This window comes from Brevundimonas sp. GW821-FHT09G01, from assembly GCF_059416065.1.
Genome location: NZ_JBWKOL010000003.1, coordinates 147653 through 162938, shown reverse-complemented (window position 1 = coordinate 162938; position 15286 = coordinate 147653). Strand labels below are relative to the sequence as shown.

The window sequence follows — 15286 nt, the reverse complement described above, 5'->3', positions numbered from 1 at the left end:
TCAGTCGTCGAGCCAGCCCTGGGCGCGCAGTTCGCCCACCCTCGCCCGCGACACCGGTGCCTCCAGCCCGCCCGTCAGCCGTAGCCGCAGGTTCCGGCCGTCCTCGAGCACGCCCTTCACGGCGGAACGGGCGACCCACCACGAGCGATGGGTGCGCGCGCCCTCCACGCCCTGCAAACCGGCCATCGCCTGCGACAGCGACATCAGGACCAGGGTCGAGCCGCGCGGGGTGTGAACCCGGACGTAGTGGTCCTCCATCTGCAGGCACAGGACCTCCCGCCCCAGCGCGGGCGGCAGGCGGTCACGCGGGTCCGCCGATCCCGCGTTCGCCTCGCCGCCCCCGGGACGACGCTTCACCCACCACAGCAGCGCGGCCGTGGCGATCAGGCTGACCACCACGGACTGGGCGTACCACTCCAGTCGCGGCACCCGTCCGACCTCCGGCCACATGGCGCCGGCCAGCAGGCGGCTGAGGATCGCGGCGGGCAGCGCCAGAACCGCGATCACCGGCGGGACCCAGATCCAGGCGGAGATGCGCCGTCGCGCGGCGACGCCCGCGATCCACGGCACGGTCAGACCGAAGAAGGCCCAGCCGCCCCACAGGCTCAGCACCCAATAGGCCACCCGCCCCGGAAGCGGACCGTTGGAATAGCTGCCGAACGGCCCGATCACGCCCAGCAGCAGGCCGAGCGCCGTCGACACGGCGAACCCCGCCGCTGTCGAACCTGTCCCCCATCGTTTCAGCAGTCCCGAATCCATCGGCCGATCCTGACACAGCCTGATGGGATGCGCATTCGCGCCCGGTGGCCGGATCACGCGCCCGTTGGCCCGTTCACGCAATCGGCGTGGCGGGGCGGGTCCGCAGGCGAAAGAAGACGGCTCCCGCTTTTTCCGGAACCGCCTCATGTCCCTGACCGCCGTCCTCGCCGCCATCGCCCTCGCCGCCGCGCCGTCCGTGTCGCCGCCTCCGTCCGCGTCCGCGACACAGGCCGCCGCGCACGCTGACGCCGTCACCTTCACCCGCCGCACGATCCCCGACGGCGATGTCGTGGTCGAGGTCGGCGTCTGGCGCCCCGCCGAAGCTTCCGGGAACGCCCGCCTCCCGCTGGTGGTCATCTCGCACGGCAACGGCGGCGACTATCGCGGACATGACGACACCGCCCGCGCCCTGGCGGCCGCCGGCTTCATCGTCGCCTCCCTGACCCATACGGGCGACAACTGGCGCGACCAGAGCCGGGCCACCGACGTGGCCCTGCGGCCGCGCCAACTGTCCCTGCTGATCGAGGCCATGGTGCGGGAGCCGGATGTGGATCCGGACCGCATAGGCGCCTTCGGCTTTTCGGCGGGCGCCCTGACCGTCCTCACGGCGGCGGGCGCGGAGCCTGATCTGGCGCGCGTGGCGGCGCACTGTCAGAGCCATCCGGCCTTCTACGACTGCGCACTGATCGCCGCCCGGGGCATCCCGGCTTCGGGCTCGGACGCGGTCTGGACCCACAACCCCCGCATCAGGGCGGTCGTTGCCGCCGCGCCCGCGCTGGGCTTCACCCTGACGCCCGAGCGCCTGGCCGCCGTCACCCAGCCGGTGCAGCTGTGGCGGGGTGACAACGACCGCGTCCTGCCGTCGCCCTTCTATGTCGAGCCGGTGCGCGACGGCCTGCCCCGTCCGCCGGAGTTCCACACCGTTCCGGGCGCCGGTCATTTCGACTTCCTGCCGCCCTGCTCGGCGCAACTGGCGGCCAACGCCCCGATGATCTGCGCGCCCACCCCGGGCTTCGACCGGGCGGCCTTCCACGAGACCTTCAATCGCGAAATCGTCCGCTTCTTCCGCCAGGCGCTGGTCAGCGGAAACCCCTGACGTCCGACCAGCGCGCGCGGCCTCGCCGGGCACAGCTGAAGACGACAACGTCCCAGCGTGTCGCCCGTAGGGAAATTCCACGCATGCGACCGTATCTGACGGATCGCGACGCCATAATGCCGGCTATGACCCGGCCACACACAGCATCCGCACTGTGCGATTCTTCCACGTCATGGAAATCAGTGACTTACGCGGAAGTTTCGCACTGTTCGCACCCGCTTTTTCTGCGATCAGCGCCCGAACACCTCGACCCCGACCTCGCCCGCGGTCGTCAGCCAGGCCCGTTTCATGCCCTGGCTGTTGAACGGGGCGGCGATGGCGCCGTCGCGGTCCAGGGCGATCAGGCCCCCGTCCCCGCCCAGCGATCCGATGTCGTCGATCACGGCGCGCGCGGCCTCGCTCAACGATTGACCGGCGGCCACCCGCCACGCCGTCTGGGCGCAGGCGGCGACGCGGATGAAGTATTCGCCCTGGCCGGTGCCCGAGACGGCGACGTTTCCATCGGCCCAGGTCCCCGCCGCCGGGATCGGCGTGTCGCCGACCCGTCCGGGCATCTTGCCGAACACGCCCGCGGTCGAGGTCGCGGCGGCCAGCCGGCCCTCGGCGTCCAGCACGCAGCAGCCGACCGTGCCATGGCTCAAGGTTCCCGGCGGATGATTGTCCTCGCCCTGACCGGCGCGGGTGAACCAGGCCTCCTCGTCGGCGATGGGCTCCAGTCCCTGGTCCAAAGCGAACAGGGCCGCGCCCTCCCCGGCCAGCATGACGTGAGGCGTGCGGTCCATGACGGCGCGCGCGGCGATCACCGGATTGCGGAAGCCCTGCAGGGCGGCGACCGCGCCCGCCCGGCGGGTCGCGCCGTCCATGAGGCTGGCGTCCAGCTCATAGGCGCCGGCCAGGTTGGGCGAGGCGCCCCGCCCGGCGACGTACAGGCCGGAGTCCTCCAGCATCGTCACCGCCTCGACGGCGACGTCCAGCGCCGACGCCCCGGCGTCCAGGCGCGCCTTCATGGCCTCCACCACCTCGCGCATGTGCACGACCTCGCGGTCATAGTTGCGCTCGCGCCGGGCGCCCGCGCCGCCGTGGAGGATGAGGGCCGTCATTCGCTCTGTCTCCTGATCGCCTCTTTTCAACGGGCGTGGCGCTGCTTAGCGTCCCAATGACGCGAGCGCCACGGGCGAGCGCTCCCTCCTCCCAAGGATCAACAATGCGCGCAGTTCTCTCCAAGGCCCCCGGCGGCCCCGAAACCCTGGTGGTCGAGGAGGTCCTGGACCCCCGTCCGATGAAGGGCGAGGTCGTCATCGAGGTGAAGGCCATCGGCGTGAACTTCCCCGACACCCTGATCATCGAGGACAAATACCAGTTCAAGCCGCAGCGGCCCTTCTCGCCGGGCGGCGAGGTGGCCGGGATCGTCGAGGCCGTCGGCGAGGGCGTGAAGGGGATCTTCAAGGGCGATCGGGTCATCGCTGTGCCCGGCTGGGGCGGCATGGTCGAGCGGCTGGCCGTGCCCGCCGCCTCGGTGATCAAGATCCCCGACGGGATGGACTTCCAGACCGCCGCCGCCCTGGTGATGACCTACGGCACCTCCTACTACGCCCTGAAGGACCGGGCGCAGCTGAAGGCGGGCGAAAGCCTGCTGGTGCTGGGCGCTGCGGGCGGCGTCGGCGTCGCCGCGGTCGAACTGGGCAAGGCCATGGGCGCGCACGTCATCGCCGCCGCCTCGACCAACGACAAGGTCCAGTTCGCCCTGGAGGCCGGCGCCGACAACGGCCTGATCTATCCGTCGGGCAAGATGGACAAGGCGGCCCAGAAGCAGCTGTCGGGCGAGCTGAAGCTGGCCTCGGGCCGCGACGGTCCGGACGTGGTCTATGACGGCGTAGGCGGCGACTATTGCGAGCCGGCCCTGCGCGCCATGGACTGGAACGGCCGCTATCTGGTGGTCGGCTTCCCGGCGGGCATCCCGTCCCTGCCGCTGAACCTGACCCTGCTGAAGTCGGTGTCGGTGATCGGGGTGTTCTGGGGCGCGGCCGTGGCGCGCGATCCGGGCATCCACGCCGCCAACATGGCCGACCTGTTCCAGTTCTGGAGCGAGGGCAAGATCCGCCCGCGCATCAGCCGCACCTTCCCGCTGGAGCGCGCCCACGAGGCGATCCAGGCCCTGGGCGACCGCTCGGTCATGGGCAAGGTCGTCGTCACGATCGAGGACTGAGGTGGCCGATTTCGAGATCGGTCCGCATCTCGATCCGGCGCGGATCGGGCCGGTGTTCCAGCGCGCCGGGCGCCTGCACATGCCCGACTTCCTGGACGGCGCCGGCGCCGCGCGGCTGCATACGGCGCTGACGTCGTCCACCGCCTGGTCCCGGTCGCTCATGCTGGGCCGCAGGGCGTTCACCCTGCCGACGGCGGACTGGGACGCCCTGCCCGCGGACAACCGGGCGGAGCTGGAGGCGGGCATCCTCAGCGAGGCCCGCGCCGGATTCCAGTACGCCTTCGACACCTGGCCGGTGTCGGACGAGATCGAGGCCGGCCGGCGCAGCGGGCATCCGGCCGAGGCCTTCCATGACTTCCTCAACAGCCCGGTCTTCCTGGACTGGATCCGGGCGCTGACCGGCGACAGCCGCGCCGCCTATTGCGACGCCCAGTGCACCCGCTACCGGCCCGGCGACTATCTGAACCGGCACACCGATGCGGCCGAAGGGAAGCACCGGCTGTTCGCCTATGTGATGAACCTCACCCCCGGCTGGAGCGTCGACTGGGGCGGCCTGCTCCAGTTCATCGACCAAGACGGCCATGTCGCCGAGGCCTACACCCCGGCCTTCAACGCCCTGAACATCTTCAAGGTGCCGCAGCCGCACTCGGTCTCCCTGGTCACGCCCTTCGCCGGCGGCGACCGGCTGGCCGTCACCGGCTGGATCCGATCACAGCGCCCCTAGTCCTTGAGGCGCTCCAGCGCCTTCTCGGCCTGTTCGCGGTGGCGGCTCCTGACGTTGGCGCCGAGGGTGGCGATCAGGGCCGCGATCACCGCCGCGTCGTCGGTGAAGCCGATGCCCGCGAAGATGTCGGGAATGGCGTCGATGGGCAGGACGAAATAGGCCAGGGCTCCCATCATGATCCCCTTGGCGGCCAGCGGCGTCTCGGGATCGCGGGCGGCGTAGTAGACGCTGACCAGCTGGGCCGCGAACGGGATCCGGGCCGCCGTGCGCCGCAGCTTCGGCCAGAAGCCCTTCTGGACCCTGACCTCGTTGACCTCCAGCACCGAGGGCACGAGCGCCTTGGACGGGTCCAGCGCATCTTCAGGCGTCACAGGTTTGGCTTTGGCGGTCATGGCGGCTAAATCCCCCGCGACAGTACTCGGTTCACACAAGACATAGGGGCTCCGGCCATGAAACTCGACAGCAGCATCGCCGCAGTGGTCACCGGCGGGGCCTCGGGCCTGGGTGAGGGCACGGCCCGCGCCATCGCCGCCACGGGCGCCCGGGTCGCCCTGTTCGACCTGAACGAGGAGAAGGGCGAGGCCATCGCCGCCGAGATCGGCGGCGTCTTCTGCAAGGTCGACGTCACGGACGACGAGAGCGTCGCCGCCGCCTTCGCCAAGGCCCGCGCCGCCCACGGCCAGGAACGCCTGACCGTCAACTGCGCCGGCATCGCCACGGGCCAGAAGACCGTCAGCCGCAAGAAGGACACCGGCGAGATCCGCGCCCACGACATGGCCGGCTTCGAACGCACCGTCCGGGTCAACCTGTTCGGCACCTTCCGCGTCCTCAGCCAGTCTGCGGCGGGCATGGTGACGCTGGAGCCCATGGCCGACGGCGAGCGCGGCCTGATCGTCAACACCGCCTCGGTGGCGGCCCAGGATGGTCAGATCGGTCAGGCGGCCTATTCGGCGTCCAAGGGCGGCGTCTACGCCATGACGCTGCCGGTGGCCCGCGACCTGGCCCAGGAAGGCATCCGCTGCAACACCATCCTGCCCGGCATCATGTGGACGCCGATGATGGCCGGCATGGACCAGAAGATCCAGGACGCCCTGGCCGCCGCCATCCCCTTCCCCAGCCGCCTCGGCACGCCCGCCGACTACGCCTCCCTGGTGCTGGAGCTGGCCCGCAACGTCTACATCAACGGCGAGTGCATCCGCCTCGACGGCGCGATTCGTCTGGCTCCGCGCTAAATTCGCGAAAGGGGGCTTGCGAGGGTCCGCGAGGGTCCGCTATACGCCCCCTCCTCGACACGGGACGGCCTCGCCGTTCCACGGAGTGCGGGCGTAGCTCAGTGGTAGAGCACAACCTTGCCAAGGTTGGGGTCGAGAGTTCGAATCTCTTCGCCCGCTCCAGTCGTAGTTGGAAAAGGGCCGTCCTTCGGGGCGGCCCTTTCTGCGTCGGGGACTGAGGGTCGAACCCGAGCACCGCGCAGGTGCGCTCGCCGTCTCCGGACAGGCGTCCCGGCCTCTGGAGACACAGTCTCTTGTAGGGATTGGGCGAAGGCGGCCCTTGACCCGCTACCTGGCCCTTGGGACCATCGGAAAGACGCAGAGGCTCGGCAAACGCGAGAATTCCGCGCCGCCTGAGCGTGCAACCCAGGCCGAGAGTCCGGCGCCGGCTCAAGGCAGGAGGTCAGGATGTTCGGTTGGAACAAGAAGCTCAACGATGTGATGGAGCAGCTCAGGCCCGACCTGAGCCGGGACTCGCTCGGCGTCGGCCCCGACTTCCCTGGCGTCGCCCCGAACCCTCTGATGAGCAGTGAGGCGCGCAAGCGCAATGCGGAGCTGCGTACGGGCGTGCTCGCGCTCGGCGTTCTCGTCGACTGGCGGGAGGTCAACAGCAATCCGCGCGTCGTCCTGATGTTCGACGTGGATACCGCCGATGGCCTCTCGTTCCGCGGTATCGCGGACGAAGCGCTTACGATCACCGAACTCACCCGGCTCGCCCCAGGACAGACGCTGCCCGTGCGCTACCGGCCGGCCGTCATGGACCACTACGTCGCCCTTGCCCGGGATGCGGACCCCGCCGACGTGCAGCGGCTTTCCGACGAGATCGCGAGCCGCAGGCGGACCTGACCCGAAGCTTCAGATCCGTTTCAACCGCTTCGCGTGGCCGCCGACCATGTTCAGGGCGATGCGGTCGGGCAGGTGCTTGGCCAGGCTGGCCAGCACATTGTTCATGACGCCCGGGGTCACCTTGGGCCGGTTGGCCTCGACGGCGTCATAGCCGACGCGGGCGACGTGCTCGGCCGTCTGCCACATCCAGGCGGGATAGGCGGTCGAGACCTCGTCGCGGGTGCCGTTGACGTCGTGGAACTCGGTCAGGGTGTAGCCGGGGCACAGGGCGGTGACGTGCACGCCGGTATCGCGCAGTTCCAGATGCAGGCCCTGCGAGGCCTTGATCAGGAAGCTCTTGATCGGTCCGTACAGGGTGTCGCCGCCGGTGGCGGGCATCTGGCCCGCCAGCGAGGCCACATTGAGGATGCGGCCGTGGCTGCGGGCGACCATGTCGGGCGCGAACAGCCGGGCCAGCTCGATCGGCGCCGTCAGCATGACCCGGATCATCGCCGCATGGGCCGCCGGATCGGTATTGAGGAAACCGGCGGTGCGGCTGAAGCCCGCGTTGTTGACCAGCCCGTCAACCTCGATCCCGCGCAGGGCCAGGGCGTCGAACAGGCGGCGCGGCGCTTCGGGATCGGCGAGGTCTTCAGGAATCACCGTGACGGCCGAGCCGACGCGCCGCAGGTCCTCGGCGAGCGCCTGGAGGGGACCCTCGCGGCGCGCGGTCAGGACCAGGTCCCAGCCCTCGGCGGCGTAGACACGGGCCAGGGCCGCGCCGATACCGGCGGAGGCTCCGGTGATCAGGACGGTGCGGCGCCGGCCGGGGTTCACGCGCGGATCAGGCCGCGACGGGGCAGGACTTGTGCGGCGTGAAGGCCGCCAGCGAGGACGGGTTCTCGGCCAGCAGGTCGGCGATGGTGACCTTGGACAGGGCGTCGGCCGCGGCCAGTTCGGCGGCGGTCAGGGCCTTGGCCACCTGACGCGGAATATGCTCGCTGACCGGGCAGCCCTTGGCCCCCGCGGGCGGCGAGCCGATGTGGGCGCAGCCGTTCACGGCGGCGAGCACCTCGTTCAGCCGGATGTCCTCCGGACGGCGCAGCAGCCAGGCGCCGCCGGACGCGCCGGGGCGGGTGGCGATCAGGCCGGCCTTGGCCAGCAGGGCGGTCACCCGGCGTACGACGACGGGATTGGTCGGCACCGAAGCGGCCAGAACCGCGCTGGGCGCGGCGTCGGCGGCGGAATACGCGCCCTTGTGGGCCAGATAGGCCAGAGAGTGGGCGGCGACGGGAAAGCGTTGGCTGTCGGACATGGGTCCTCGTTTCAGACGTCAAGATAAGCGCTCGAAGGGCGTTTCACAAACCGGCGCCACCTTCGCAGATGCAGCACGATTGAATCGCTCTATGAAAGGGCCTAAAGGCTCGCGGCTCTTTTGATGGGGCCGCGTCTCGCGGAGCCCCGGAGGAACTTCATGGCCGGGGCCCCTCCCCAAGCTGAAGATGGCGAGAACCCCGCCAGCCAGCCGTCCGACACCGATACCGCCGCGTCCCAGACCCCGCCCTCGCCGGCGGAGGCGCACGGACTTGGCCACACGGTCGGCAAGGCGGGCAAGTTCGGCCTGATTATCGGCGCCATCGGCGTGGTCTTCGGCGATATCGGCACCAGCCCGCTCTACGCCCTGCGCGAGGCGATCGCCCATGCCCGCGACGGCGTCGGCGGCGACCTGGCCGTGATCGGCGTGGTCTCCCTGGCCTTCTGGGCGCTGATGGTGGTGGTGACGTTCAAATACGTCTTCTTCCTGATGCGCGCGGACAACAAGGGCGAGGGCGGCACCCTGGCCCTGATGGCCCTGGCCCAGCACGCCATCGGCCGACGCAGCGCCCTGATCTTCCTGCTCGGCGTTTGCGGCGCCGCCCTGTTCTACGGCGACGGCATCATCACCCCCGCCATCTCGGTGCTTTCCGCCATCGAAGGGGTCAAGGAGGCCCCCGGCATCGGCGGAGCCCTGGATCCCTTCATCGTGCCGGTCGCCGCCGGCATCCTGGTCGCCCTGTTCCTGCTGCAGGCCCGGGGCACGGCCGGCCTGGCCAAGTATTTCGGCCCGATCACCGCCGTCTGGTTCCTGAGCCTGGGCGTGCTGGGCCTGATCCACATCTTCGACGACGTCTCGATCCTGCGCGCCCTGTCGCCCCACTACGGGGTTCAGCTGCTGCTCAATGACGGCTTCCTGGGCTTCGTCATCCTGGGCAGCGTCTTCCTGGCGGTGACCGGCGCCGAGGCGCTGTATGCGGACATGGGCCATTTCGGCAAGGCGCCGATCCGCGCCGGCTGGCTGTATTTCGTCCTGCCCTGCCTGACGCTGAACTACCTCGGCCAGGGGGCGCTTATCCTCGCCCACCCCGGCGCCGCCGAAAACCCGTTCTGGAGCATGGTGCCGCAGGTCATCTACTGGCCGATGCTGGCGCTCGCCACGGCGGCCACGGTGATCGCCTCGCAGGCCGTCATCACCGGCGCCTTCTCGGTGACCCAACAGGCGGTCCAGCTGGGCCTGCTGCCCCGCATCCAGATCCTGAACACCTCGGAAAGCCAGGCGGGCCAGATCTTCGTGCCCGCGGTCAACAGCCTGCTGATGATCGGGGTCCTGGTGCTGCTGTTCGTGTTCCAGAGCTCGCACAACCTGACCGCCGCCTATGGCGTGGCGGTGACCGGAGTGATGCTGATCAACACCCTGATGGCGTGGTTCGTCATCACCAAGAAGTGGAACTGGCCGATCTGGGCCGTGCTGGGCTGCCTGATCCCGTTCGGCTTCATCGACAGCGTCTTCCTGACCTCCAACCTGCTGAAGATCCCGCAGGGGGCCTGGATGCCCCTGGTGCTGGGCGCGGCGCTGGTGCTGCTGATGTGGACCTGGGTGCGCGGCACCCAGATCCTGTCGGCCAAGACCCGCAAGGACAGCCTGCCGCTGCTCGACCTGATCGAGATGCTGCGCGCCCGTCCGCCGCACCGCGCCCCGGGCACGGCCATCTTCCTGACCAGCGATCCGGACATCGCCCCGGTCGCGCTGATGCACAATCTCAAGCACAACAAGGTGCTGCACGAGAAGAACGTCATCCTGACCGTGCGGACCACGGACCGGCCCCGCGTCGATCCGGCCAATCGGGTGTCGATCGAGCCGATCTCGGACGACTTCAAGAAGCTGGTCATCTCCTACGGCTTCATGGAGCAGCCCAATGTGCCCAAGGCGCTGGGCGTCTGCCGCAAACAGGGTCTGAAGTTCGACATCATGTCGACCAGCTTCTTCCTGGGCCGCCGCTCGGTCATCGCCTCGGCCACCGAGGGCATGCCCATGTGGCAGGACCGGCTGTTCATCTTCCTGATGCGCAACGCCGCAAACCCGACCGACTTCTTCCACATCCCGCCCGGCCGCGTGGTCGAGCTGGGCACACAGGTTTCCGTATGACCGGACGTGACACCGGCCGGAACTCGGCCTCCCGCGGGCGCCGCATGGCCGACAAGGCGCGCGGTCCGCGTCCGCCGCGGGTGGAAGCCCCGCGCGACGAGGCCGCCGATATCGGCGTCGAGGCCCGCCTGGCCGCCGGCGTGCTGCTGAACGCGGCGCTGGAAGGCCGGGGCGGTCTCGACTCCGCCCTGAACTTCCGTGAGGTCGCCTCGCTGGAAGGCCCCGACCGCGCCTTCGCCCGCGCCGTGGCCATGGCCGCCCTGCGCCGCCTGGGCGAGATCGACCAGATCCTCGACCGTCGCCTGCAGAAAGCGCCGCCGCTGGCGATCCGGACCATCCTGCGCGTCGCCCTGGCCCAGACCCTGGTGCTGGAGACCCCGGCCTTCGCCGCGGTGTCGACGGCGGTGAAGCTGGCCGAGCGCGATCCCAAGACCCGGCCCTACAAGAACCTGGTCAACGCCGTGCTGCGCGGCGTGGGCCGCGACGGCCCCGGCCTGACCACGGCCGAGAGCAATCTGCCCGAATGGCTGGCCGCCCGCTGGAAGGCGACCTGGGGCGAGGCCGGTCTGAACGCCCTGGCGCTGGCCGCGCGCGAGGAGCCGGCGACGGATCTCAGCGTCAAGCCGGACGCCGATCCCGCCGAGGTGGCCGCCCTCGTCGAAGGCGAAGCCCTGCCGGGCGGAACCGTCCGCACCGGCCGCCGCGGCGACGTGGCGAGCTGGCCGGGCTTCGAGGACGGGAGCTGGTGGGTGCAGGACGCCGCCGCCGCCGTCCCCGTCCGCTTGCTGGCCCCCAAGGCCCGGGAATCCATCATTGACCTGTGCGCCGCGCCGGGCGGCAAGACCCTGCAGCTGGCCGCCTCGGGCGCCTCGGTCGTAGCGCTGGACCGGTCGGAGACACGCCTGAAGCGCCTGCGCGCCAATCTGGAGCGCACCAAGCTGGAGGCCGAGATCGTGGTCACCCCGGCCGAGGACTGGGAGGACGACCGCGCCTTCGACGCCGTCCTGCTGGACGCGCCCTGCACGGCCACCGGCACCTTCCGCCGCAATCCCGAGGTCCTGCGCGCCACCAAGCCCGCCGAGGTCGCCAAGCTGGCCGACGTGCAGCACCGCCTGCTGGACGCCGCCGCTGAGCGGGTGAAGCCGGGCGGCCGCATGGTCTATTGCGTCTGCTCGCTGGAGCGCGAAGAGGGCGAGACCCAGATCATCGCCTTCCTGCGCCGCAACCCGGCCTTCCGGACCGTCCCCGCCGTCCCCGCCGAGGTAGGCGCGCCGGACGAGGCGCTGACGCCCGAGGGCTGGCTGCGCATCCTGCCGTCCATGTGGGCGGAAAAGGGCGGTCTGGACGGCTTCTTCGTCGCCCGGCTGGACCGCGTCGCCTAGGCCGAGGCCTCCATCACCACATAGCTGGGTTTGATCCGGGGCGTGAAACCCAGGGTCTCATAGAAGGCGATGGTCGCCGCGTGCCCGATCCGGGCGTGCAGGAAGACCGTGTCGCCCCGATCCAGGATACGTTGGCCCACCGCCCGCATCAGCGCTCCGGCGTAGCCGTGGCCGCGATGGTCGGGATGGGTGCAGACCCCGCTGACCTCGCTGAAGCCGTCCAGGCTCAGCCGCTCGCCGGCCATGGCCACCAGCGCCCCCTCGTGCCGGATGCCGATGAAGGGACCGAGCAGATGGGTCTTGGAGAAGAACGGCCCCGGCTGGGTCAGGGAGGCCAGGGCCAGCATCTCGGGTCCGTCCGCGTCGGTCAGGGCCTCGAAAGCGACCTCCCGGCCGCCGGCGCTGATGGCCGTCGCCGTCATCTGCAGACAGTCGATCCGGTCCACTTCCACGAGGCCTGGCGGCACGACCGGATCGGCCTCGAACAGGGCGACCCGGCCGGTTTCACGGGCCAGGGCGACCCAGTCGTCGGCCGTCGCGTCCGGCCCGGCGGCGGCGAACAGGGCGTAGGCCGGATCGAACCGCATCACCCCGCTCTCACGGATCGAGAGCGGCGCCTGACGGGTGGACAGGGCGTTCCAGACGGCGCGGTCGAGCGGATGGTTCGAGGACATGCCCCTACCTAGTCGCCCCGGCGACGTTCGCCAGACCCCACGGGACGCGGGGTCCGGAAATCGCCGTCACGCGCGCCAGAAACCGACGATCTTCTTGACCTCGTCCACCACCGGATCGGCGATGGCCGAAGCGCGTTCGGCGCCGTCCTTGAGGACCCGGTCGATCTCGGCCGTATCGGCCATCAGGCGACGCATCTCGGCGGTGACCGGGGCCATGGAGGCCACGGCCAGCTCGGCCAGGGCCGGCTTGAAGGCGCCGAAGCCCTTGCCACCCCATTCGCGCAGAACCTGCTCCCGGGTCTCGTCGGCCAGGGCGGCGTAGATGGTCACCAGGTTCTTGGCCTCGGCGCGGCCCTCCAGCCCCTCGACCGTTTCCGGCAGGGCGTCGGGGTCGGTCTTGGCCCGGCGGATCTTGGCCACGATGGTGTCGGCGTCATCGGTCAGGTTGATGCGCGAGGCGTCCGACGGGTCGGACTTCGACATCTTGGCCGCCCCGTCGCGCAGGCTCATCACCCGCGGCGCCGGACCCTGGGTCAGGGGCTCGGGCAGCGGGAAATAGCCCGGGACGCCGAAGTCGTTGTTGAACTTGGCGGCGATGTCGCGGGTCAGTTCCAGGTGCTGCTTCTGGTCCTCGCCGGTCGGCACCTCGGTGGCCTTGTAAAGCAGGATGTCGGCCGCCTGCAGCACCGGATAGGTGTACAGGCCGACGCTTGAGCGCTCCTTGTGCTTGCCCGACTTCTCCTTGAACTGGGTCATGCGGTCCAGCCAGCCGAGGCGGGCGACGCAGTTGAAAATCCAGGCCAGTTCGGAATGGGCGCGCACGGCCGACTGCGGGAAGATCACGGACTTCGACGGATCGAGGCCCGAGGCCAGATAGGCGGCGGCGATCTCGCGCGTCTGGGCGGTCAGCAGGGCCGGGTCCTGCCACACGGTGATGGCGTGCAGATCGGCCACGAACAGGAAGCAGGGCGCGCCCGTGTCCTGCAATTGTGTGAAGCGCTTCAGGGCGCCGAGGTAGTTGCCCAGGTGCAGGGCGCCGGAGGCCTGGATGCCGGACAGGATGCGGCGCGGGCCGTCATAGGCCGGAACGGTCTGGGCCTGAGTGGAATCGGTCATGGTCGGTACTCGGGAGGAAATCTGGATCAGGCGCGCGGCAGCGCGCGCGGGAAGGCGCCGGAGAAGATCAGCCGCGCCATCGGCGGACGGTGAAGGTCTGTCCTGAAATCGTCATTTCATCGCGCTTATCGTCTCGCTGGCGGTCAGTCCAGACCGGACGAGATGGAGGCTCCCGGCTCGCGGCGCAGCACCGCCTTCAGTTCGGACAGGCTGACAGCCCGGAAGGCGATCAGACAGACCCCGTAGACCACCGCGCCGAGGGCGCAGACGACCACCACGGCGACCTCCTTGGCGAGGAAGACGCGGCTCAGGATCTCATAGCCGATCCCCGCCGCCAGCAGGCCCGCCGCCATGACGGCGCTGGCCAGCAGCACCCGCGACAGGCGCGACAGGAAGGGAGTCGTCGCGCGCCACGCCTTCTCCCGGATCAGGGTCCCGCCCAGCAGGGCGACGTTGACCCAGGCCGACAGGCTGGTGGCGATCGCAAGCCCCAGCACGCCGTCGGCGCCCATGGACTGAAGCAGGAAGAACAGACCCGTGCCGACCACCACGGTGATCCCCACCGAGGTGACGGCGAAGATCATCGGCCGACGCGTGTCCTGGCGGGCGAAGAAGGGCGGGGTCAGGACCTTGGCCAGCACGAAGGCCGGCACGCCCCAGGCGAACTGGCGCAGCACATCGGCGGTGCGGGCCGCGTCGGCGCTGGTGAAGGCGCCGCGCGTCACGGTGGCGTCGATGATGAAGAAGGGGATGACGAACAGGGCCACGGCGGCCGGCAGGGTGAAGGCCATCGACAGGGTGATGCCGTCATCCAGGGTGCGGCGGCCGCCCTCGTGGTCTCCGGTGACGAAGGCCCGGGTCAGCCGGGGCACCAGCGCCAGGCCGATGGCCACGCCGACCAGGCCCAGCGGCAGCTGGTACAGACGGTCCGCGTTGTAGAGCACCGACCGGGCGCCCTCGTTCGAGCCGGTCAGGAACTGGCTGACGACCGAATTGATCTGCAGGGCGCCGCCCGCGAGGACGCCGGGAATGGCCAGGGCCAGGGTCTTCTTTACCCCGGCGGTCAGGCGCGGCCACGACAGCTTCAGCCGCACGCCGAGCCGGCGCACGCCCCACCACAGCAAACTCGCCTGAAGCACGCCCGAGACCGTGACCGCCGCGCTGACCGCCAGCAGGATGTTCGGCTGGCTCATCGGGATCAGGCTGGGCGCCAGAAGCGGCACGAGGGTGCACAGGTTCAGGAACACCGGCACCCCGGCGGACAGGGCGAACCGGCCGCTGGTGTTGAGCACGCCCGACAGCAGCGAGGCGATGGTCATGCAGGCCAGATAGGGCATGGTCAGCTGGGCGGCGGTGACGGCGGCCCACATGACCCCGGAATCGTCCTTCCAGGCCGACAGCAGCACCGGCATGATCCACGGCATCAGCACCTGCAGCAGGATGCAGAAGCCGGCGACGACGGCGAACATGAAGCTGAGCGCCTCGGAGGCCGTGACGGCGGCCGCCTCCTCGCCCTCGCGCTCGCGCACCCCGCCGTAGATCGGCACGAAGGCCTGGGCGAAGGCGCCCTCGGCGAACAGGCGCCGGAACATGTTGGGCAGCATCAACGCCGTGGTGAAGGCGTCCATCATCGGCCCCTGGCCGAAGCGGGCCGACAGGACCAGATCGCGGGCGAAGCCCAGAAGGCGGCTGCCCAGGGTCAGGGTCGCTTGCACCAGGGTGTTGCGGGCGAGGCTCATCGGGAACTCAAGGGCGGCGGGAGCTGCTGGA

15 protein-coding genes and 1 tRNA gene are annotated in these 15286 nt (G+C 70.2%); 8 read left to right on the top strand and 8 right to left on the bottom strand.

Translation table 11 applies throughout. The features are described from left to right. The gene (locus AC07NB_RS08230; RefSeq protein WP_494570476.1) at positions 1–759 is read right to left on the bottom strand and encodes a LytTR family DNA-binding domain-containing protein; all 759 of its coding nucleotides are present in this window, start codon (positions 757–759) and stop codon (positions 1–3) included. A 145-nt stretch (positions 760–904) separates the two neighbouring features. Here AC07NB_RS08230 and AC07NB_RS08225 point away from each other — a divergent pair, with 145 nt between their 5' ends. Beyond that, the gene (locus AC07NB_RS08225) at positions 905–1855 is read left to right on the top strand and encodes an alpha/beta hydrolase family protein (RefSeq protein WP_494570477.1); all 951 of its coding nucleotides are present in this window, start codon (positions 905–907) and stop codon (positions 1853–1855) included. 230 nt (positions 1856–2085) lie between these two features. Here the strand turns inward: AC07NB_RS08225 and AC07NB_RS08220 are convergent, their stop codons facing one another. Then, a complete protein-coding gene (locus AC07NB_RS08220) occupies positions 2086–2955 on the bottom strand; it encodes an isoaspartyl peptidase/L-asparaginase family protein (RefSeq protein WP_494570478.1) in 870 nt (289 codons plus the stop codon). Positions 2956–3059: 104 nt separating this feature from the next. On the opposite strand from AC07NB_RS08220, the gene AC07NB_RS08215 reads away from it, so the two are divergent. Both AC07NB_RS08215 and AC07NB_RS08210 read left to right on the top strand, forming a co-directional pair. After that, positions 3060–4061, top strand: a complete 1002-nt coding sequence (locus tag AC07NB_RS08215; RefSeq protein ID WP_494570479.1) for an NADPH:quinone oxidoreductase family protein — start codon at positions 3060–3062, stop codon at positions 4059–4061. A 1-nt stretch (position 4062) separates the two neighbouring features. Next, the gene (locus AC07NB_RS08210; protein ID WP_494570480.1) at positions 4063–4785 is read left to right on the top strand and encodes a 2OG-Fe(II) oxygenase; all 723 of its coding nucleotides are present in this window, start codon (positions 4063–4065) and stop codon (positions 4783–4785) included. On the opposite strand, the gene AC07NB_RS08205 is transcribed toward AC07NB_RS08210, so the two are convergent. Next, complete coding sequence (locus tag AC07NB_RS08205; protein WP_494570481.1) at positions 4782–5177, bottom strand: YkvA family protein; 396 nt, start codon at positions 5175–5177, stop codon at positions 4782–4784. The genes AC07NB_RS08210 and AC07NB_RS08205 overlap by 4 nt on opposite strands. A 57-nt stretch (positions 5178–5234) precedes the next feature. On the opposite strand from AC07NB_RS08205, the gene AC07NB_RS08200 reads away from it, so the two are divergent. The 3 genes from AC07NB_RS08200 to AC07NB_RS08190 all read left to right on the top strand — a co-directional run bounded on the left by AC07NB_RS08200 (position 5235) and on the right by AC07NB_RS08190 (position 6902). Beyond that, entirely contained in the window at positions 5235–6017 is a 783-nt protein-coding gene (locus AC07NB_RS08200) for an SDR family oxidoreductase (protein ID WP_291832737.1), read from the top strand. A gap of 87 nt (positions 6018–6104) precedes the next feature. Continuing rightward, positions 6105–6179 (top strand) — tRNA-Gly (locus AC07NB_RS08195). Positions 6180–6464: 285 nt separating this feature from the next. After that, the gene (locus AC07NB_RS08190) at positions 6465–6902 is read left to right on the top strand and encodes a hypothetical protein (RefSeq protein ID WP_291832739.1); all 438 of its coding nucleotides are present in this window, start codon (positions 6465–6467) and stop codon (positions 6900–6902) included. A gap of 9 nt (positions 6903–6911) precedes the next feature. Here AC07NB_RS08190 and AC07NB_RS08185 read toward each other — a convergent pair whose 3' ends face one another. Together AC07NB_RS08185 and AC07NB_RS08180 are read right to left on the bottom strand one after the other, a co-directional pair. Beyond that, positions 6912–7718 carry an SDR family NAD(P)-dependent oxidoreductase gene (locus tag AC07NB_RS08185; protein ID WP_291832740.1) on the bottom strand — a complete coding sequence of 269 codons (807 nt, stop codon included), beginning with the start codon at positions 7716–7718 and terminating at the stop codon, positions 6912–6914. A gap of 7 nt (positions 7719–7725) precedes the next feature. Further along, complete coding sequence (locus AC07NB_RS08180) at positions 7726–8196, bottom strand: Rrf2 family transcriptional regulator (RefSeq protein ID WP_291832742.1); 471 nt, start codon at positions 8194–8196, stop codon at positions 7726–7728. 159 nt (positions 8197–8355) lie between these two features. On the opposite strand from AC07NB_RS08180, the gene AC07NB_RS08175 reads away from it, so the two are divergent. Both AC07NB_RS08175 and AC07NB_RS08170 read left to right on the top strand, forming a co-directional pair. Continuing rightward, a complete protein-coding gene (locus AC07NB_RS08175) occupies positions 8356–10344 on the top strand; it encodes a potassium transporter Kup (RefSeq protein ID WP_291832744.1) in 1989 nt (662 codons plus the stop codon). Positions 10345–10388: 44 nt separating this feature from the next. After that, on the top strand, positions 10389–11726 hold the full coding sequence (locus AC07NB_RS08170) for an RsmB/NOP family class I SAM-dependent RNA methyltransferase (protein WP_494572574.1): 1338 nt from the start codon (positions 10389–10391) through the stop codon (positions 11724–11726). Here the strand turns inward: AC07NB_RS08170 and AC07NB_RS08165 are convergent. From AC07NB_RS08165 to murJ, 3 genes are all read right to left on the bottom strand, one after another. Beyond that, on the bottom strand, positions 11723–12400 hold the full coding sequence (locus AC07NB_RS08165; protein ID WP_494570483.1) for a GNAT family N-acetyltransferase: 678 nt from the start codon (positions 12398–12400) through the stop codon (positions 11723–11725). The genes AC07NB_RS08170 and AC07NB_RS08165 overlap by 4 nt on opposite strands. A 66-nt stretch (positions 12401–12466) precedes the next feature. Beyond that, positions 12467–13516, bottom strand: coding sequence for a tryptophan--tRNA ligase (gene trpS / locus AC07NB_RS08160; RefSeq protein ID WP_494570484.1), 1050 nt, complete (start codon positions 13514–13516; stop codon positions 12467–12469). A 143-nt stretch (positions 13517–13659) separates the two neighbouring features. Further along, entirely contained in the window at positions 13660–15255 is a 1596-nt protein-coding gene (murJ, locus tag AC07NB_RS08155) for a murein biosynthesis integral membrane protein MurJ (RefSeq protein WP_494570485.1), read from the bottom strand. Positions 15256–15286: the final 31 nt, after the last annotated feature.

What these genes read in the sequence shown, in the direction of transcription:
- AC07NB_RS08175 (WP_291832744.1), top strand. Translation starts at nt 8,356, where the DNA reads ATGGCCGGGGCCCCTCCCCAAGCTGAAGATGGCGAGAACCCCGCCAGC.
- AC07NB_RS08200 (WP_291832737.1), top strand. Translation starts at nt 5,235, where the DNA reads ATGAAACTCGACAGCAGCATCGCCGCAGTGGTCACCGGCGGGGCCTCG.
- AC07NB_RS08230 (WP_494570476.1), bottom strand. Translation starts at nt 759, where the DNA reads ATGGATTCGGGACTGCTGAAACGATGGGGGACAGGTTCGACAGCGGCG.
- AC07NB_RS08165 (WP_494570483.1), bottom strand. Translation starts at nt 12,400, where the DNA reads ATGTCCTCGAACCATCCGCTCGACCGCGCCGTCTGGAACGCCCTGTCC.
- AC07NB_RS08220 (WP_494570478.1), bottom strand. Translation starts at nt 2,955, where the DNA reads ATGACGGCCCTCATCCTCCACGGCGGCGCGGGCGCCCGGCGCGAGCGC.
- trpS (WP_494570484.1), bottom strand. Translation starts at nt 13,516, where the DNA reads ATGACCGATTCCACTCAGGCCCAGACCGTTCCGGCCTATGACGGCCCG.
- AC07NB_RS08190 (WP_291832739.1), top strand. Translation starts at nt 6,465, where the DNA reads ATGTTCGGTTGGAACAAGAAGCTCAACGATGTGATGGAGCAGCTCAGG.
- AC07NB_RS08170 (WP_494572574.1), top strand. Translation starts at nt 10,389, where the DNA reads ATGGCCGACAAGGCGCGCGGTCCGCGTCCGCCGCGGGTGGAAGCCCCG.
- AC07NB_RS08225 (WP_494570477.1), top strand. Translation starts at nt 905, where the DNA reads ATGTCCCTGACCGCCGTCCTCGCCGCCATCGCCCTCGCCGCCGCGCCG.
- murJ (WP_494570485.1), bottom strand. Translation starts at nt 15,255, where the DNA reads ATGAGCCTCGCCCGCAACACCCTGGTGCAAGCGACCCTGACCCTGGGC.
- AC07NB_RS08215 (WP_494570479.1), top strand. Translation starts at nt 3,060, where the DNA reads ATGCGCGCAGTTCTCTCCAAGGCCCCCGGCGGCCCCGAAACCCTGGTG.
- AC07NB_RS08180 (WP_291832742.1), bottom strand. Translation starts at nt 8,196, where the DNA reads ATGTCCGACAGCCAACGCTTTCCCGTCGCCGCCCACTCTCTGGCCTAT.
- AC07NB_RS08205 (WP_494570481.1), bottom strand. Translation starts at nt 5,177, where the DNA reads ATGACCGCCAAAGCCAAACCTGTGACGCCTGAAGATGCGCTGGACCCG.